The sequence below is a fragment of the Specibacter sp. AOP5-B1-6 genome (assembly GCF_052376555.1).
Taxonomy (GTDB): Bacteria; Actinomycetota; Actinomycetes; order Actinomycetales; family Micrococcaceae; genus Specibacter.
This window is the reverse complement of sequence record NZ_JBQSVT010000002.1, coordinates 116,266-133,025: the sequence shown is the minus strand read 5'-3', so window position 1 is coordinate 133,025 and position 16,760 is coordinate 116,266. Positions and strand designations below refer to the sequence as shown.

Annotated in this window: 19 protein-coding genes; 3 read left to right on the top strand and 16 right to left on the bottom strand. The window is 62.5% G+C overall.

Annotated features, from left to right (window positions below; translation table 11 throughout):
• Nucleotides 1–33 precede the first annotated feature (33 nt).
• From coaA to mscL, 3 genes are all read left to right on the top strand, one after another.
• Nucleotides 34–1,002, top strand: a complete 969-nt coding sequence (gene coaA / locus ACT3TS_RS01725) for a type I pantothenate kinase (protein ID WP_444529756.1) — start codon at nucleotides 34–36, stop codon at nucleotides 1,000–1,002.
• Nucleotides 1,002–2,069 carry a M15 family metallopeptidase gene (locus tag ACT3TS_RS01720; protein ID WP_444529755.1) on the top strand — a complete coding sequence of 356 codons (1,068 nt, stop codon included), beginning with the start codon at nucleotides 1,002–1,004 and terminating at the stop codon, nucleotides 2,067–2,069. The genes coaA and ACT3TS_RS01720 overlap by 1 nt, the downstream gene beginning before the upstream one ends.
• A gap of 63 nt (nucleotides 2,070–2,132) precedes the next feature.
• On the top strand, nucleotides 2,133–2,540 hold the full coding sequence (gene mscL, locus ACT3TS_RS01715; protein WP_444529754.1) for a large conductance mechanosensitive channel protein MscL: 408 nt from the start codon (nucleotides 2,133–2,135) through the stop codon (nucleotides 2,538–2,540).
• A gap of 99 nt (nucleotides 2,541–2,639) precedes the next feature.
• On the opposite strand, the gene glmM is transcribed toward mscL, so the two are convergent.
• The 16 genes from glmM to map form a co-directional block, all read right to left on the bottom strand.
• Nucleotides 2,640–3,986: a phosphoglucosamine mutase gene (gene glmM / locus ACT3TS_RS01710; protein WP_444529753.1), complete on the bottom strand. Its 1,347-nt coding sequence runs from the start codon at nucleotides 3,984–3,986 to the stop codon at nucleotides 2,640–2,642.
• A gap of 442 nt (nucleotides 3,987–4,428) precedes the next feature.
• Nucleotides 4,429–4,944, bottom strand: a complete 516-nt coding sequence (rpsI, locus tag ACT3TS_RS01705; protein WP_444529752.1) for a 30S ribosomal protein S9 — start codon at nucleotides 4,942–4,944, stop codon at nucleotides 4,429–4,431.
• A gap of 37 nt (nucleotides 4,945–4,981) precedes the next feature.
• Nucleotides 4,982–5,425, bottom strand: a complete 444-nt coding sequence (rplM, locus tag ACT3TS_RS01700) for a 50S ribosomal protein L13 (protein WP_444529751.1) — start codon at nucleotides 5,423–5,425, stop codon at nucleotides 4,982–4,984.
• Between the two features lie 257 nt (nucleotides 5,426–5,682).
• The gene (truA, locus tag ACT3TS_RS01695; RefSeq protein ID WP_444529750.1) at nucleotides 5,683–6,582 is read right to left on the bottom strand and encodes a tRNA pseudouridine(38-40) synthase TruA; all 900 of its coding nucleotides are present in this window, start codon (nucleotides 6,580–6,582) and stop codon (nucleotides 5,683–5,685) included.
• 105 nt (nucleotides 6,583–6,687) lie between these two features.
• On the bottom strand, nucleotides 6,688–7,182 hold the full coding sequence (gene rplQ / locus ACT3TS_RS01690; protein WP_444529749.1) for a 50S ribosomal protein L17: 495 nt from the start codon (nucleotides 7,180–7,182) through the stop codon (nucleotides 6,688–6,690).
• 82 nt (nucleotides 7,183–7,264) lie between these two features.
• Nucleotides 7,265–8,275 carry a DNA-directed RNA polymerase subunit alpha gene (locus ACT3TS_RS01685; protein WP_283532171.1) on the bottom strand — a complete coding sequence of 337 codons (1,011 nt, stop codon included), beginning with the start codon at nucleotides 8,273–8,275 and terminating at the stop codon, nucleotides 7,265–7,267.
• 132 nt (nucleotides 8,276–8,407) lie between these two features.
• Nucleotides 8,408–8,809 carry a 30S ribosomal protein S11 gene (gene rpsK, locus ACT3TS_RS01680; RefSeq protein WP_038464649.1) on the bottom strand — a complete coding sequence of 134 codons (402 nt, stop codon included), beginning with the start codon at nucleotides 8,807–8,809 and terminating at the stop codon, nucleotides 8,408–8,410.
• 107 nt (nucleotides 8,810–8,916) lie between these two features.
• Nucleotides 8,917–9,294, bottom strand: coding sequence for a 30S ribosomal protein S13 (rpsM, locus tag ACT3TS_RS01675; protein ID WP_044576485.1), 378 nt, complete (start codon nucleotides 9,292–9,294; stop codon nucleotides 8,917–8,919).
• 190 nt (nucleotides 9,295–9,484) lie between these two features.
• Nucleotides 9,485–9,598, bottom strand: coding sequence for a 50S ribosomal protein L36 (gene rpmJ / locus ACT3TS_RS01670; RefSeq protein WP_011775570.1), 114 nt, complete (start codon nucleotides 9,596–9,598; stop codon nucleotides 9,485–9,487).
• Nucleotides 9,599–9,627: 29 nt separating this feature from the next.
• Entirely contained in the window at nucleotides 9,628–9,849 is a 222-nt protein-coding gene (gene infA, locus ACT3TS_RS01665) for a translation initiation factor IF-1 (RefSeq protein ID WP_009358723.1), read from the bottom strand.
• A gap of 199 nt (nucleotides 9,850–10,048) precedes the next feature.
• Complete coding sequence (locus tag ACT3TS_RS01660; RefSeq protein WP_444529821.1) at nucleotides 10,049–11,011, bottom strand: P1 family peptidase; 963 nt, start codon at nucleotides 11,009–11,011, stop codon at nucleotides 10,049–10,051.
• Nucleotides 11,012–11,369: 358 nt separating this feature from the next.
• Nucleotides 11,370–12,722, bottom strand: coding sequence for an ABC transporter substrate-binding protein (locus ACT3TS_RS01655; RefSeq protein ID WP_444529748.1), 1,353 nt, complete (start codon nucleotides 12,720–12,722; stop codon nucleotides 11,370–11,372).
• Between the two features lie 111 nt (nucleotides 12,723–12,833).
• On the bottom strand, nucleotides 12,834–13,805 hold the full coding sequence (locus ACT3TS_RS01650) for a carbohydrate ABC transporter permease (RefSeq protein ID WP_444529747.1): 972 nt from the start codon (nucleotides 13,803–13,805) through the stop codon (nucleotides 12,834–12,836).
• The gene (locus tag ACT3TS_RS01645) at nucleotides 13,805–14,788 is read right to left on the bottom strand and encodes a carbohydrate ABC transporter permease (RefSeq protein WP_444529746.1); all 984 of its coding nucleotides are present in this window, start codon (nucleotides 14,786–14,788) and stop codon (nucleotides 13,805–13,807) included. The genes ACT3TS_RS01650 and ACT3TS_RS01645 overlap by 1 nt, the downstream gene beginning before the upstream one ends.
• Before the next feature lie 4 nt (nucleotides 14,789–14,792).
• Nucleotides 14,793–15,596, bottom strand: coding sequence for a glycerophosphodiester phosphodiesterase (locus ACT3TS_RS01640; protein ID WP_444529745.1), 804 nt, complete (start codon nucleotides 15,594–15,596; stop codon nucleotides 14,793–14,795).
• A 255-nt stretch (nucleotides 15,597–15,851) separates the two neighbouring features.
• On the bottom strand, nucleotides 15,852–16,688 hold the full coding sequence (gene map / locus ACT3TS_RS01635) for a type I methionyl aminopeptidase (RefSeq protein WP_444529744.1): 837 nt from the start codon (nucleotides 16,686–16,688) through the stop codon (nucleotides 15,852–15,854).
• Between the last annotated feature and the right edge of the window lie 72 nt (nucleotides 16,689–16,760).

The following is a 16,760-nucleotide window of genomic DNA, read 5'->3' as shown; positions in this document are numbered from 1 at the left end:
CCACCCCGCCTCAAACAAGGCAGAATTGAGATTGTGACAGCGCAAAGAACCGAGTCCGGCAGCACCGTCAGTGCCTCCCCTTTCGTGGAACTGGACCGACAGACATGGTCGCGCCTGGCCAATAAAATCGAGCAGCCCCTCGACGAGGATGACGTCCAGCGCCTGCGGGGACTGGGCGATCAGCTGAACATGCGTGAAATACATGACGTCTATTTACCGCTGTCGCGACTGCTCAACTTGTACGTTGGCGCTGCCGGGCACCTCCACAACGCCACCACCACCTTTCTTGGCGAGCATGGCTCCCGCACACCGTTTGTGATCGGCGTGGCAGGCTCCGTCGCAGTGGGGAAGTCCACCACAGCCCGAGTGTTGCGTGAGATGCTCCGACGCTGGCCCGACACACCCAATGTGGAACTTGTCACAACGGACGGCTTCCTTTACCCCAATGCCGAGCTGGAGCGCCGGGGCCTCATGGGCCGCAAAGGCTTCCCCGAATCCTACGACCGCCGTGGCCTGCTCCGTTTCGTCAGCGCCGTGAAAAGCGGTGCCGAGGAAGTCCGCGCCCCCATGTACTCACACCTGACGTACGACATCCTCACCGACAAAGAGGTTGTGGTGCGCCGCCCCGACGTCCTCATCGTCGAGGGGCTGAACGTCCTGGCCGCCGCCCGCCCCCGCAGCGACGGCCGCTCCGGCCTGGCAGTCAGCGACTTCTTCGACTTTTCCATCTATGTCGATGCCAAGACCAGCAACATTGAGAAGTGGTACGTGGAACGGTTCCGGTCACTGCGCACGGGCGCATTCGCCGATCCGGACTCCTACTTCCGCCGCTATGCCGACCTGTCCGATGCCGAGGCAACCGCCACGGCATCCCAGATTTGGAAGAACATCAACGAGCCGAACCTGCTGCAGAATGTGCTGCCCACCCGCGGCCGCGCCCAGCTGGTGCTGACCAAGGACGCCGACCACTCCATCCGCCGCATGCTCTTGAGGAAGGTCTAGTGCCGGTTGTGGGCTTCCACCAGGCCCGCCGGCCCAGGCTGACACTTGGAACCCGGCTGCGGCGCGGGCTGTCCTGGCCCCGCCCGGGCGGCATCGCCGTCTCCGTGGCCGGAGCAGCCCTCGTCTTCTCCTGCGCCCTGGCCTTCAGCCCGGCTGCCACTCCCCAGCCGCCAGCCGTCGCGGCGGCCCCTTCCCTGCCCAGCACGACGACGGACCCCGCCCCGGCGCCAAGCCAGCCTTCCCCTGTGGCTGGCGAGAGCGGCCCTGCGGACCCTTCCAGCGCACCGCCGACACTGTCCGTGTCGGGCAATACCGCGGCGCCCATCCAGCCGGCAACCACCGCTCCCGTAACCACCGCTCCGGCGACCACCGCTACGGCTCCCCCGGTGACCGGAGCCGCCCCGGATGCGCCGATTCAAGAACTCTTCGCCACGGGCAGCCTTTCCAAGACGGACCCCCTGCTTTTGGACATTGACAACCCAGGCAGCCCGCTGGTCCTGGTGAACAAGCACCGACTCCTGGCACCGAAGGACTACGCGCCTGCTGATTTGGTGACGCCTGCAGTCTTGTCCGGTTCGGCCGAGCCGGTTCTGGTCCGTGCCGAGGCAGCTGCAGCCGCCGAACGCATGTTTGCAGCCGCGGCCGCCGACGGGGTCAGCATCACCGTCAAGAGCAGCTACCGCTCCTTCGACACCCAGGTGTCCGTCTACAACGGCTATGTGGCCAACAAAGGCGAAGCAGCAGCGGACTCAACCTCGGCCCGCCCCGGCTACTCGGAACATCAAACCGGGTTGGCCATCGACATTGGCGATGCCAACGCGGACTCGGCATGCGACTTCAACTCATGTTTTGCAGAAACAGCCGCCGGTCAATGGGTCGCCGCGCACGGGACCGAGCATGGCTTCGCAGTCCGTTACGTCCCCGGTGCGGAAAATGTCACAGGCTATCTTGCCGAACCCTGGCATCTGCGCTATTTGGGGACGGAAGTTGCCCAGGACATGAAAGCACGCGGCATCCACAGCTACGAAGAATATTTGGGGCTGCCCGGCGCACCCGGGTACAAATAGTTTTTAGAAACAATTCGGCTGGAGTTTCCCCATGAATCACTTGGAGTGCGGTACCTTGGTGACATGTTAAAGGGATTTAAAGAGTTCATAATGAAGGGCAATGTCGTTGACCTTGCCGTCGCCGTCGTCATTGGTGCAGCCTTTGGGGCAGTTGTAAACTCCCTGGTGGAGAATGTACTGATGCCGCTTATTGCAGCCTTGTTCGGCTCCACCAACTTCGACAGCTTTGCTCTGCTGACGATCAATGGCGTTGATATCAAGTTCGGTGTGTTCCTCACCGTCCTGGTCAACTTCCTGATTGTTGCCGCAGCCATTTACTTCATTGTCGTGGTCCCCATGAACCACATGATCGCCCGCCGCAATGCCAAACTCGGCATCAAGGATGAAGAGCCTGCGGTTGAACCGGAAATTGAATTGCTGACCGAAATCCGTGATGCACTCCGCACCCGTCCCACCGGTGGCCTGCACTAATCGTTGACCGTTATCCAACAAACCAACACAAAGAAGGCGGCGCCCCCGTGGGGACGCCGCCTTCTTTGTGTTGGAAGCCTGCGGGGTGCTTGAAAAGCTTTAGAGTGACAATTCCGCTGTTACGACACTGACCAGGTCGCTGCAAATTCTTTCCGCGGTCGCAATGTCTCCGGCCTCAACCATGACGCGCACCAGGGCTTCTGTTCCTGAGGGGCGCAGCAGCACCCGGCCGGTGTCGCCGAGCTCGGCCTCGGCCTTGGCCACGGCTGCGTTGATGGCCGGCACCAGCGATGCACGGCTCTTGTCCACGTTTTTGACGTTGACCATGATTTGGGGCAGCTTTGTCATGGCCCCGGCGAGTTCCTTCAGCGTCCTGCCGGTTTTGGCCACCTGGGCGGCCAGCTGCAGGCCCGTGAGCAGCCCGTCACCCGTGGTGGCGTACTTGGAGAAGATGACATGCCCCGACTGTTCTCCGCCGAGCGTGTAGTCCCCGCGCCGCATCTCTTCCAGCACGTAGCGGTCCCCAACACCGGTCTCACGGATCGTGATGCCCGCCTCGCGCAAGGCAATCTTCAAACCGAGGTTGCTCATGACCGTGGCGACCAGGACGTCGTCCTTGAGTTCACCGGCCGCCTTCTGGGCCAAGGCAAGGACGGCCATGATCTGGTCTCCGTCGATGATGTTGCCTTCATGGTCCACGGCCAGGCAGCGGTCAGCGTCGCCGTCGTGGGCAATGCCGAGGTCAGCGCCGATGGCGAGCACGGTCTCCTGCAGCAGTTCCAAGTGGGTGGACCCCACACCGTCGTTGATGTTCAGCCCGTCAGGGGCGGCACCAATGACGGTCACCTCGGCGCCGGCGTCAGTAAACACCTGCGGTGAGCACCCGCTGGCAGCCCCGTGGGCGCAGTCGAGAACGATCTTCAAGCCGTCGAGACGGTGCGGCAGGGTCCCCAGCAGATGCAGCACATAGCGGTCTTCCGCGTCGGAGAAGCGCTGGATGCGTCCGACGTCGACACCCACCGGCCGGAAGGCGTCTTGTTGCAGCTGGGCTTCGATGGCGTCCTCGACGTCGTCGGGCAGCTTGGTGCCGCCCCGGGCAAAGAACTTGATCCCATTGTCGGGTGCCGGGTTGTGGGAAGCGGAAATCATCACGCCAAAGTCCGCGCCGAGATCAGCGATGAGAAATGCGGCGGCCGGGGTGGGCAGCACACCAGCGTCGTAAACGTCGACGCCGGCACTGGCAAGGCCCGCTTCAACGGCCGCCCCAATGAACTCACCGCTGGCTCTGGGGTCGCGGGCAATCACGGCCCGGGGCCGCCTTCCCTCGCTCATTTGCTCGTGTCCAAGGACCACCGCAGCGGCTTGGGCGAGTGACAAGGCCAATTCAGCCGTCAGCAGGCCATTGGCCAAACCGCGGACACCGTCTGTTCCAAATAATCTTGACATCAGGATCAGTCTAAATCATCGGCCTGCCAAAACTAACAACGCGGCTCACTGACCTGCACCACGCGCTTAACACCGCAGCATTCAGCGCCGCTTTTCGGTGGCCGCGCCAGCACTTGCGGCGTTCCTCCCTGCCTGCCGTGCGCAACAGCCGCCCTGCCAGCCCGGGAAGTGCCTTGGGCCCGGGCAGGGCGCCGTTTGGGCGGAAGGGCTGGCCGCCGTCCACGTTCGACGTCGGGAGGCTCCCCTGGCCCTGCGGTCAGGCTCACGCCGGCACACCACAGCGGGGGTGGTGCCGGGTCGAGCCAAAAGACCTGCCGGAGGCGGTTGCGCATTGGACAAGACTCCGCCAACGGTGACGGGAGAGCGGTGACGGGAGTTGGGCAGGACACAAAAGATCCCCGGCCGCTTGGCGACCGGGGATCTTTTGCGAAGCGCAATAAATTTAGCGCTTGGAGTACTGCGAAGCCTTGCGAGCCTTCTTGAGACCAGCCTTCTTGCGCTCGATGACGCGGGCGTCACGAGTCAGGAAGCCTGCCTTCTTCAGGATGGCGCGGTTGTTCTCGGCATCGATCTCGTTCAAGGAACGAGCAACGCCCAAACGCAACGCACCGGCCTGGCCGGAGGGGCCGCCACCGTGGATGCGGGCCCACACGTCGTAGGCGCCGTCCAGGTCCAGGATGCGGAACGGGTCGTTCACTTCCTGCTGGTGCAGCTTGTTCGGGAAGTAGTTGGACAGCTCGCGGCCGTTGACAACCCACTTGCCGGTGCCGGGAACGACGCGAACGCGGGCAATTGCCTGCTTGCGACGGCCAACAGCAGCGCCGGAGACGGTAAGTGCCGGGCGTTCCTTCTTGGGGGCTGCTTCTGTTGCAGCCGAGCTTTCGCTGGTGTAGCTGGTCAAAACTTCTTCCTCGGCCACAACGGCCTCGGTGTTCAGCTCTTCAGTGTTCTGAGCCACAATTCTCCTTGATTAATGATTTAGGTGGTGGCCAGGACTACTGGGCGACCTGGGTGATTTCAAACGTCTGGGGCTGCTGCGCACCGTGGGGGTGCTCGGCGCCGCGGTAGACCTTCAGCTTGGTGATCTGGGCGTTGCCCAGCTTGGTCTTGGGGAGCATGCCGGCGACGGCCTTCTCCACTGCGCGAACCGGGTTTTTCTCCAACAGTTCGGCATAGTTCACGCTGGACAGACCGCCCGGGTAACCGGAGTGGCGGTATGCGCGCTTTTGTTCGAGCTTGGCGCCGGTCAGGGCAACCTTCTCGGCGTTGATGATGATGACGAAATCGCCCATATCCATATGGGGAGCGAAGGTCGGCTTGTGCTTTCCACGCAGCAGTGTTGCGGTCTGGCTGGCAAGACGGCCCAAGACAACGTCATTGGCATCGATGATGTGCCACTGACGGTTGATATCGCCGGGCTTCGGGGTATACGTACGCACGGTTTTTGCCTTCGTTTCTTGTTCTAGGTGGTGTCACAGATGGTTGACACCTGCTATCTATGCGTTTACCGGAACAGAGGTGAGGGCTCCAACACCAGTCATCCTTACACTTCCCGATGACGCCCGCTCAGAGGTAGTCCTGCAACCGGACCTGAAACGGGCGCGTGGTATCGAGATAGGACACGCACAACGACTATCAACGATACCTTTAATACTGCCGCCGGGTCAAAGCGGGATGCATGGTGGGTCCGCTTTCATCACCGAACGGCTTCCGGAACCGCCCGCCGGGTCCTCGTCAGAACGGCACGATCATGCATTGCCGTTTCGTGGGGATAGTGGACTTCCTCCAAAATGAGCGGGTGGGGCGCGGCCAAAACAGACTTTGCGTCCCGTATTCCCGCGACTAAACGCGCATGCATCCACTCGGGGGATTCCTGCCCCTCCCCGATGCGCAAGGAAGCACCCAGCAGCGCCCGCACCATGTTGTGACAGAACGCGTCGGCCTGGACGTTGACATTAATCACACCGTCGGCGGCCTGCTCGAAATCAAAACGTTGCAGGGTTCGCACAGTGGTGGAGCCTTCCCGCGGTTTCGCGAACGCCTGGAAATCCTGCAGCCCCAACAAGGGCGCCGCTGCCTGGTTCATCAGCGCCACGTCCAGATCACGCTCGTGCCACAGCGTCAGGGCCCGCTGCAGCGGATCCTTGCGGGTGGAGCCGTCTGCAATCCGGTAGCTGTATCGGCGCCACAGGGCCGAGAACCTCGCATCGAAGCCCACGGGCGCCCGGGAGGCGTCGACGATCTCAACGGTTCCGCGCAGCTCCCGCAGGACCATGCCCAGGGCCCCGTTGAGGCGGCGTCTGAGCGAATGCTCCGGCACCACGTCGTGTCCCCGCCGCAGCCCGTCCCACTCCTCCGGCGTCACGTCAAAATGCGCCACCTGGCCGCGGGCGTGCACACCCGCGTCGGTGCGTCCGGCGACGGTCAGCCTGACGGGCCGGCGCACGATCACGGCCAGTGCCTGCTCAATCACGCCCTGGACGGTGCGCTCGACTGGTTGGATGCCCCACCCGCTGTACGGCCCGCCGTCGTACGCTATGTCCAGGCGCGCCCGAATCAGGCCTTGATATTCGGGGGTCAGTTTGGGGTTGTGCATGGAATCGATTCTACCGGTCTCCGGAACGCCGCAGGCATGCAGAAGGACCCGCCACCCCTGGGGTGACGGGTCCTTCACGGCAGTACTTCGGCTTTCGCGAAAGTGCTACTTGGTCTCTTCAGCAGCAGCTTCGTCGGCCACAACTTCGGTCTCGACAACGTCTTCGACCGGAGCTTCTTCAACCGGGGCAGCCTTGGCGGCAGCAGCGGTTGCTTCCTTCACGACGGCCTGCTTGGCGCTGACCGGTTCCAGAACGAGCTCGATGACAGCCATGGGAGCGTTGTCGCCCTTGCGGTTGCCGATCTTGGTGATGCGGGTGTAGCCGCCGTCGCGGTTCTCCACAGCCTTGGCGATGTCGGTGAACAGCTCATGGACAATGCCCTTGTCGCTGATCAGGCCGAGGACGCGGCGGCGTGAGGCCAGGTCCCCACGCTTTGCGAAAGTTACCAGTCGCTCTGCGTAGGGGCTCAGGCGCTTGGCCTTGGTCAAGGTGGTGGTGATCCGCTTGTGCTCGAAAAGCGAGGCGGACAGGTTCGCGAGCATCAAGCGCTCATGAGCCGCTCCGCCTCCGAGGCGGGGACCCTTGGCGGGTGTAGGCATGGTGTTTCTCCTCAAGTGTCGCCGAACCATGGCGGACACATCAGCTGTGTCCGCCCGGTCGGCTTAAAATTAGTTGTTCGGCTTAGAGCTCGTCGTCGCCAAATGCGTCGTCGTTCTCATCAAGTGCTGCGGCACGGGCGGCCAGATCGAACCCTGGAGGGGAATCCTTCAGGGACAGACCGAGCTCAACCAGCTTTGCCTTTACCTCGTCGATGGACTTCGCACCAAAGTTGCGAATGTCCATCAGGTCAGCCTCTGAGCGAGCAACGAGTTCACCCACGGAGTGGATGCCCTCACGCTTGAGGCAGTTGTAGGAACGAACCGTCAGGTCCAGGTCCTCGATCGGCAGCGCCATGTCAGCGGCAAGAGCGGCGTCCGTCGGGGACGGGCCAATCTCGATGCCTTCAGCGGCGGTGTTCAGCTCGCGGGCCAGGCCGAACAGTTCAACCAGCGTCGTGCCGGCAGAGGCAATGGCATCCCGCGGGGAGATGGCCTGCTTGGTCTCTACATCAACAATCAGCTTGTCAAAGTCGGTGCGCTGTTCAACACGGGTGGCTTCCACGCGGAAGGTCACCTTCAAAACGGGAGAGTAGATGGAGTCAACCGGGATGCGGCCGATCTCTGCATCGACGTTCTTGTTCTGGGCTGCCGAAACGTAGCCGCGGCCGCGCTCAATGGTCAGTTCGAGTTCGAACTTGCCCTTCGAGTTCAGCGTGGCAATGTGCATGTCGGGGTTGTGGAATTCCACACCGGCCGGAGGAGCAATGTCGGCTGCCGTGACAACGCCGGGGCCCTGCTTGCGCAGGTAGGCGACGACGGGCTCGTCATGCTCCGAAGACACGGAGAGTCCCTTGATGTTAAGGATGATCTCAGTGACATCTTCCTTGACACCGGGAACCGTGGTGAACTCATGCAGAACACCATCGAGGCGGATGCTGGTGACAGCAGCGCCAGGAATGGAGGACAGCAAGGTCCGACGCAGGGAATTTCCCAGGGTGTAACCGAAGCCTGGCTCCAGCGGTTCGATAACAAACCGTGAGCGATTCTCGGAAACTACTTCTTCAGATAGGGTGGGGCGCTGTGCAATGAGCACTGGGTTTTCCTTTCAGCGAGCATCCGCTATATGACGCAACACAGGTAGTGGAAATGGCGGCTGACGAGACTTAACGGCGTCGGAGTTGGCCCCCACCGAGGGTGAAGGCCAACTCTGATGCATCAATTCTCGTTATACGCGACGGCGCTTGGGCGGACGGCAGCCGTTGTGGGCGCTGGGGGTGACATCCGAGATGGAGCCAACCTCAAGTCCAGCAGCCTGCAGCGAACGGATAGCCGTTTCGCGGCCCGAGCCCGGACCCTTTACGAAAACGTCAACCTTGCGCAGTCCGTGCTCCTGTGCGCGCTTGGCAGCTGCTTCAGCAGCCATCTGTGCAGCGTACGGAGTTGACTTGCGCGAGCCCTTGAAGCCAACTTCACCGGCGGAAGCCCATGAGATGACAGCACCGTTGGGATCCGTGATGGAAACGATGGTGTTGTTAAAGGTGCTCTTGATGTGCGCCTGGCCCAGCGCAATATTCTTTTTATCCTTGCGACGCGGCTTACGAACCGCTCCACGAGTCTTTGGGGGCATTTTATTCTCCTACGAAAGTTTAATGAGGGGTCGGCATAAGCTGAAACCCACGCTTGCCAGATGGGTGAAGAATGCTCTGAGGCATTTTTCGATCCGGCTGGCGGGTTTTACTTGCCGGCCTTCTTCTTGCCTGCGACGGTACGCTTCGGACCCTTGCGGGTGCGTGCGTTGGTCTTCGTGCGCTGGCCATGCACGGGCATGCCGCGACGGTGGCGGATACCCTGGTAGCTGCCAATTTCCACCTTGCGGCGGATGTCAGCTGCTACTTCGCGGCGAAGGTCACCCTCAACCTTGTAGTTACCCTCGATGTTGTCACGCAACTGAACGAGTTCAGCGTCAGAAAGGTCCTTGACACGGACGTCCGGGGAGATCCCCGTTTCGGCCAGGACATTCTTTGCACGGGTCTTGCCCACGCCGTAGATGTATGTAAGCGCTACTTCCAGCCGCTTTTCGCGGGGAAGGTCTACGCCAGCGAGACGTGCCATATGTGGCTGCTCCTTGTGTAAACCGGAGGTCCTAGACAGTACACCCGCATATTTTATCGATGCGGCCCTGGCCTCCGACCAGGGGTCCATTGGCACGGTTGCGGATTGCTCCGCCTTCGTCCAACTTGTGCTGCCTTATTAATTTACTTGCGTGAGCAACAGCCCGGGTTCCTGCCTCAAAGAGGAAGGATTAGCCCTGGCGCTGCTTGTGGCGCGGGTTCTCGCAGATCACCATGACTCGACCGTTACGGCGAATCACCTTGCACTTATCGCAGATCTGCTTGACGCTCGGCTTGACCTTCATGGCATTCCTTTGCGTGATTGCAGTTGTGGTTATTTGTAGCGGTAGACGATACGACCACGGGTAAGGTCGTACGGGCTCAGCTCCACCACAACTCGGTCCTCAGGAAGGATACGAATGTAGTGCTGGCGCATTTTTCCTGAGATATGGGCAAGAACGATGTGCTTGTTCGTCAGCTCAACACGAAACATCGCGTTGGGCAGCGCTTCAGTCACAACGCCCTCGATCTCAATGACCCCGTCTTTCTTGGCCATATCCTCCGCTAACTTTGTTGCGCCGACATAGGCAGCCCCTGTGGGGACCGGTTTCAGATCGGCGTTCGATTTGCTACTGATTATTGTTTATCCGCATGCGCCCGGCACGAATGACTTAACGCCAAGTCCCGCCGCGCACCCCACAGAATAGCAGGCACAGACAACCAACAACCTACTCTAGTCCAATTTGGCAAATATGTTAAATTGACCCCTCAGGCACCTGGCCGGGGAACGGCAGCAGTGTGCCCGCCGGAGTCGTCACCGGTTCCGCCTGCGCGACACCGTCGAGGATGGCCAGGCGCACCGCCTCAGCCGCCGCGCTTTGGAGTTCGATGAGCGCGGCAACGGGCACCTCCGGATGCGGCACCAGTTCGTTGGCGCAGGTGGCCAGCACAAAGATCGTGTCCCCGTCTGCCAGGGTGTGGACGGGGTTCAGCGCCCGGGCCATGCCGGCGTGTGCCGCAGTGGCCGTGCGCTTGGCCTCCGCCACCGTGAGCACGGCATTGCTCGCCACCACCACCAGCGTCGTGTTCAGCCCCTCCCCCGCCACCGGGGCGGTGGCACCAGGCCGCCACGGGACACCGGCAGCATTCACCACGGCAAGGGCGCCCACGACGATGTGCCCGTTATCCCCCGTCAGGTGGACGGACGCCGTTCCCAGCCCGCCCTTGAAGCTGCCGGCCCCCATGGCCGCGCCGGTCCCGGCACCCGCGTTCCCGCGCACGACGTCGGCCCCTTCAGTTGAGCCTGCAGCGTCAAGTGCCGCCTCGTAACCCATGTCCGGGGTTGGGCGGGCTGAGAAGTCGCCGCCGCGGCCCAGGTCAAAAATTGCTGCGGCGGGAACGATGGGCACAACCCCGCCCGGGACAGCGAAGCCGCGCCCGTTTTCCTCGCACCAGCGCTGCACCCCGCCGGCGGCCGCCAACCCGTAGGCGCTGCCGCCCGTCAGCGCCACGGCGTCGACCGTGGGAACCATGGTGGTCGGATCCAGGGCATCCGTCTCATGTGTTCCGGGTCCCCCACCGCGAACGTCTACGGAACCGATGGTGCCCGGCGGCGGCAGGACAACGCTGACGCCCGTGAGCCACCCGCCGGTGCTGCGCTGGGCCTGTCCGACGCGGATGCCCGGCACATCCGTGATTGATCCGACGCCGGAGCCCATGGATCCTGTTCCGGCAGCGCCGCTGGAACGGTCCCGCTGCTCCCCTGCAGGGCTTTCCTGTGCTGCACTGCCGTGGGCCATTTGCCGTACTCCTTCATTGCTGCCGGACGCCTTGTTCCTCGATTATGTCCGTCTCCGGGCCCGGGCACCACCCCACAAACGAGCTCTCTCTCCACGAAACAGCGCCTGCCCCGCGAGCCAGCTGTTGGGCAACAGCTGGATCGCGGGGCAGGCGCTGTTTGGTTGCGGCGTGGGCGCAGGCACCGGCCGGATCAACCATCGGAGGTGGCCAATCGCCGGCAAATGGTCAGCGGCCGAGCGCCGGATTGACCAGGCTGGCGTGGCTGGAGGCTGAGCTCTACTGGAGGTAGGGCTTGACGTTGTCCTCGTATGACTTGGTGATTGAGGCCGATGCCGTGGCGAACGCGGTTGCAGGGTCGGCGTTGGCCAGCAGGATCTTTTCCAACGCAGTGGTCAGGTCCTTGTCGCCGTTGGGGACAAACACGCGGCCCCAGTCCTGGACGCGGGTTGTGGCAAGTTGATCCACAGCCGTGCGGAACTGCGGCGTCTTGGCGTAAACGGCCTTCATGGTTTCCCCCTCCACTGCCGAGGTGCGCACCGGCATGTAGCCGGTGTTGGAAGAGAAGTACGCCGTGTTCTCTGCATTGGTCAGGAACTTCAGGAACATGCCGGCAGCCAACTGCTGCTCCGGCGACTTGCCGGCGGGGATGGCCAGGCCGGTGCCTCCGGTCGGGCATGCCGGGCCGGAGGCGCCCTCGGGCAGGAAGCCGGTGCCGAGATCAAAGGTGGAAGAGTCAAGGATCCCGGTGAGGGAGCCGGTGGAGGCGATGGTGCATCCGGTCAGGCCGGCCCCGAAGTCTGCCACCTGGTCCTTGGCCGTGACTGCCGCGAACTTGTTGTCGTGGACGAGGGCCTGCAGGTACGTGGCGGCTTCAAGGGCTTCCGGCGTGTCCAGGGTCATCGTCCAGTCATCGGAGTAGGCCCCGCCTGCACCCCACAACATGTTGCAGAACCACCAGGCAGTCCATGAGGTGCCCTTGCCCAGACCCAGCGGGACAACTCCGGTTGCGGACTGGATCTTGGGAGCCCACTCGTCGAATTCAGCCCAATTCTTCGGAGCCCGGTCCGGCAGCCCGGCCTTTTCCCACACCGACTTGTTGTAGTAGAACAGCGGTGTGGAGCGGGCATAGGGCACCGCCCAGTGCGCATCCTTGAACTCATAGTCGTTGTACAGGGTGGTGTTGAAGTCCTCTGCCTCGAACTCCAGGTGCTTGGCCAACTGGTCCAGGGGCAGGATCTGGCCGTTGATCATGTAGCGGAACCACCACACATCACTGGCGATCACCAGGTCGGGGACGTTGCTGGACCCCGACGCGGCCTGGAATTTCTGGGCCACCTCGTCGTAGTTGGCGCCCGCTGTGACCAGGTTGACCTTGATGTCGGTTTCGGCCGTGAAGCGCTTGATGATCTCCGTTTCAAGTTCCTTGGACGTGCCCGGGTGGTTGGACCACCAGGTAATTTCAGTGGCAGGTGTCACCGACGCCCAGTCCGTCGCGTTGTCAGTGGCGGCGCCCCCCGCCTCACCCACTGCGGGCCCGCCGCAGGCGGCGAGTGCCGCGGTGCCGCCCATGAGGGCCGCAAGCTGCAGCAGTTGGCGCCGGTTCAGGTTGGCAAATGGTGAAGCGGTCATGATTTTCTCCTTGAGGGGATTGCCTGTCCGCATAATTTTGCGGACTCGAGGCGTAGCTGACACGCGCCTGCGCTTGCAGGCCACGTCGGGGCGATTGAAAGTTGTGGAGCCTCAGCCCGTCACGGATCCGGCGGTGAGGCCGGTGACGATGCGACGCTGCAGCAGGAAGAACACGATCAGCACGGGAACGGTGATCAGAACGGTGCCCGCCATGAGCACGCCCCAGTTGGTGACGCCGTCGTTGTTTTGCAGCAGGGTCAGGCCCACAGGAAGTGTCATCATTTCGGCCTTGTCCACGACCAGCAGGGGCCACAGGTATTCGTTCCACTCGGCAACGATGGAAACCAGCGCCACGGCGGCAATCGTGGGCGCCGAGATCGGGACCACAAACCGCCACAGCCGGGTCCAGTGGCTGGCACCGTCCAACGCGGCAGCCTCCAGGATGGAGACCTCCAGGGTCAGGAAATGTTGGCGGAACAAAAAGGTGCCGAAGGCGCTGGCCAGTCCCGGCACAATCAGGCCCTGGTAGGTGTTGATCCAGCCAAGATCGGAGATCAGCGTGTAGTTCGGGATGATCACGATCTGCTGGGGCACCAATAGTGCAAAGACCACCAGCCCGAACACAAATTTCTTAAACGGGAAGTCCAGAAACACCACGGCATAGGCGGTGGTCAGACCCAGCATGATCTTCAAGCCGGCACCGACGATCGTGGTGATCAGGGAGTTGATGAAGAAGTTGCCAAAGGGAACAGCATCCAGGGCGGCAATGTAGTTGGACAGCTTGAAGCTGTCGGGCAACCACTGGATGGGAACCGTGTAAATTTCGGTTTGTCCCTTGAAGCTTGCCAGCATCATCCACACGAGCGGCAGAATCATGGTTGCGACGGCGAGCAGCATCAGCAGGTAACCACCGACGCGGGGTCTGGCCCGTCGCCGTGCCGGCCCTGCGGCACGGGGCAGTCGGGCAGCCCTGCCGTTGGTGTTGCTGCCGTCCGGACCGCTGCCGTCCGAGTCGCTGCCGTCCGTGGCCGGCCGCATGTCATCGGGGTTCACCATGGGTTTCGCTCTCACTTTGAGGTTCATCAGTAGTGCACCTTCTTCTGGATGTACAGCATTTGTACAGCTGTGACGGCCAGCAGGACAAGGAACAAGATGGTGGCGATGGCCGAGGAATATCCTGCTTGGCCGGCCCCGAATCCCTCTTGGTAAATCTGGTACATCATGGTGGTGGTGCCTTCCAGCGGGCCGCCCTTCGTCATGGCTTGGATGATGTCAAAGGACTGCAGGGAACTGAGCAGGGTGGTGATCGAGAGGAAGAAGGTCGTCGGTCCCAGCAGCGGCAGCACCACATTGCGGAAAGTGGCGAAGGCTCCGGCCCCGTCCAGTTTGGCGGCTTCGAGCAGGTCCCTTGGCACAGCCTGCAACGCGGCCAGATAGATCAAGGCCACGTAGCCAAGGTTCTTCCACAGGTACACGATGATGATCATGGGCAGTGCCCACTGCGGGTCGTTGTACCAGTCAGGCGAGGCAAGCCCGAAAGCGCCCAGCAGTGCCCCGATCACCCCGAAGTTCGGGTCAAACACGAACAGCCAAAGCAGGCCGACGGCGATCCCGGACAGGACGTAGGGTGCCACAACTACCGTGCGGGCGAGCCCGGTGCCGCGCAACTTTTGATTGAGCAACACGGCCACGGCAAGGCCGATCACCATGCCCCCGCCGACGGTCACCAGGGTAAAAACCGCCGTAACCCTGACGACGTTGAGCGTGCTTGGATCCGTAAACCAGTTGACGTAATTGTCGAGCCCCACGAAGCGCGCTGTTGCAGCACCAATGTTCCATTGCAGCAGTGAGTATTGCAGCGACTGCACCAGGGGCTTGTACGTGAAGATGATCAACAGGGCCACATTGGGCCCGGCAAAGAGCAGGAACAACAGCCACGATTTCCATGGTCTGCGGCGCTTGCGCTGCGGGCCCGTTTCGCCAGTGTTTTTTTGGCTGCCGCGCTGCTTCTGTCGGACACTGCTGCCGGGGTTCGGCGTCAGGGCCGTGGTGGCCAGTTGTGCCATGGGGCTAGCTGCCCACCGTGACGGGGCGTTCCGAGGCCTGCGCCGGCACAGCTGCCGCAGGCACGGCTGCCGCTGCCCTGGCGGCCTGGATCAGCGCTGGATCATCGGTGCAGATTCCGTCCGCGCCCATGTCAAACAGCTCCCGCGCACGCCCGCTGTCGTTGACTGTCCAGACCCAGGCCTGGAGACCGGCAGCGTGGATGGTTTCAATGTCTTCCCGGTCCAGCCCGCCCTCCCAGATCGAGACGCCCTCGCCGTTGTTGTTCAAGGCAAAGGCAATGGCTTCAGAGAGCCCACGACCGGCAAATTCTTCCTCCCCCGCCTCGCCGGGCAGCAGCGCACGAATCTTTTCAAGCCTGCCGATGCAGAGCGGGTACACGGTCGCTCCGGGGACCTTCCGGCCCAGTTCGGACAAGGCATTCCAGTCCGCTGACGAGGCAAACCAGTCAAGGCCGGCAATGCCTGCCACAACTTCGGCGACCGGCCCTGTTGAGGTTGCGTCCTTGAGTTCAATGTTGACCCGAACCCTGCCGGCGGCCAGCTTGAGCACCTGGGCCAGCGTGGGCACAAACTGGCCACCGCCTGCGTCCAGCAGGCCCAGTTGGCGGGCCGTGAATTCGTTGATGCTGCCGGTGCCGTTGGTGGTGCGGTCGGCCGTGTCGTCATGGATGACGACGGGAATCCCGTCAGCCGAGAGGTGGACGTCAAGTTCGATGCCGTCAACACCCAGCTCGACGGCACGGGAGAAGGCGGACAGCGTGTTCTCCGGGAGGTGCGCTGAAACTCCTCGGTGGGCATAAATGCGCATATGGTTGCACTCCTCGCAATGGTGGTCAGAGGGGTCTGCCACGCCCTGTCGGCGTGCGCCCCTTCGGCTTCAGTGACCAAGTTACGGAGTGCAATGCCCCTTTTGGTGGCGGCAAGATGGACGGCAGGCAAACACGCCTGAAATTGTTGGCCCAAAACGAAGCTGACCCGCAGTTGTGGTTGCAAAACACCCGGAATTCGGGTGATTTGCGACCACAACTGCGGGTCAGCTGAAAAGGAGAGGCGGGTGCGGTGCCTAGTCCAGCGGCACGGGCGTGACACCCAACGGCGCAAGCCGCTCCGCACCGCCGTCGGCCGCGGTCAGGACCCAGATGCCTTTGGCGTGGACAGCCACCGAGTGTTCCCAATGGGCCGCGCGGGCCTTGTCTGTGGTGACGACCGTCCAGTCGTCCTGCAGCGTGATGGTGTCCAGGCCCCCGCGCACCAACATCGGTTCAAGGGCCAGACACATGCCGGGCTTGAGCTTGGGGCCGCGGTGCTTGGACGAGTAGTTCAGCACGTCCGGCGGCATGTGCATGGCCGAGCCGATGCCGTGGCCGACGTAGTCTTCCAGGATGCCAAGTTCCGGCCCCGGCTGCGAGGTGACGTACTCGTCAATGGCATCGCCAATGTCGCCAACATACTTGGCGGTGGCCATGGCGGCAATGCCGCGCCACATGCTTTCCTCCGTGATGTCGCTGAGGCGGCGGTCCGCCGGATCCTCGGCTGCGGGACCGCCGACGATGGTGCTGCGGGCGGAGTCGGAATGCCAGCCTTCAACGATGGCACCGCCGTCGATGGAGATCAGGTCACCGGCGGCCAGGACGCGCGGGCCGGGGATCCCGTGGACCACTTCCTCGTTCACGGAGGTGCAGATGGATGCCGGGAAGTCGTAGTAGCCCAGGAAGTTGGAGGTGGCCCCGGCCTTCTTCAACTCGGCGGCGAAAACAGCGTCCAACTCACCTGTCGTGACGCCCGGGGCGACGGCAGCAATCGTGGTGTTCAGGGCGGCGTCAAGAATGAGCCCGCTGCGGCGCATGATGCGCATCTGGTCGATGGTCTTGTATTCAATTTTTTGCTGGCCAAACGCCATGAATGAATCCTTTCGTCAAAATGCTGGAGGGCTCCTCCCCGATAACGCGGGAAGGAGCCCTCCTTCACAACC

Excerpts from the sequence above, each read along its gene's own strand:
- ACT3TS_RS01650 (WP_444529747.1), bottom strand. The coding sequence starts at position 13,805 with ATGAACCTCAAAGTGAGAGCGAAACCCATGGTGAACCCCGATGACATG.
- map (WP_444529744.1), bottom strand. The coding sequence starts at position 16,688 with ATGGCGTTTGGCCAGCAAAAAATTGAATACAAGACCATCGACCAGATG.
- truA (WP_444529750.1), bottom strand. The coding sequence starts at position 6,582 with ATGCACAACCCCAAACTGACCCCCGAATATCAAGGCCTGATTCGGGCG.
- rplQ (WP_444529749.1), bottom strand. The coding sequence starts at position 7,182 with ATGCCTACACCCGCCAAGGGTCCCCGCCTCGGAGGCGGAGCGGCTCAT.
- rpmJ (WP_011775570.1), bottom strand. The coding sequence starts at position 9,598 with ATGAAGGTCAAGCCGAGCGTCAAGCAGATCTGCGATAAGTGCAAGGTG.
- infA (WP_009358723.1), bottom strand. The coding sequence starts at position 9,849 with ATGGCCAAGAAAGACGGGGTCATTGAGATCGAGGGCGTTGTGACTGAA.
- ACT3TS_RS01655 (WP_444529748.1), bottom strand. The coding sequence starts at position 12,722 with ATGACCGCTTCACCATTTGCCAACCTGAACCGGCGCCAACTGCTGCAG.
- rpsK (WP_038464649.1), bottom strand. The coding sequence starts at position 8,809 with ATGCCCCCAAAGACTCGTGGAGCGGTTCGTAAGCCGCGTCGCAAGGAT.
- ACT3TS_RS01660 (WP_444529821.1), bottom strand. The coding sequence starts at position 11,011 with ATGGGCTCCGGCGTCGGATCAATCACGGATGTGCCGGGCATCCGCGTC.
- rpsM (WP_044576485.1), bottom strand. The coding sequence starts at position 9,294 with ATGGCACGTCTCGCTGGCGTAGACCTTCCCCGCGAAAAGCGGCTGGAA.
- mscL (WP_444529754.1), top strand. The coding sequence starts at position 2,133 with ATGTTAAAGGGATTTAAAGAGTTCATAATGAAGGGCAATGTCGTTGAC.
- ACT3TS_RS01640 (WP_444529745.1), bottom strand. The coding sequence starts at position 15,596 with ATGCGCATTTATGCCCACCGAGGAGTTTCAGCGCACCTCCCGGAGAAC.
- ACT3TS_RS01645 (WP_444529746.1), bottom strand. The coding sequence starts at position 14,788 with ATGGCACAACTGGCCACCACGGCCCTGACGCCGAACCCCGGCAGCAGT.
- glmM (WP_444529753.1), bottom strand. The coding sequence starts at position 3,986 with ATGTCAAGATTATTTGGAACAGACGGTGTCCGCGGTTTGGCCAATGGC.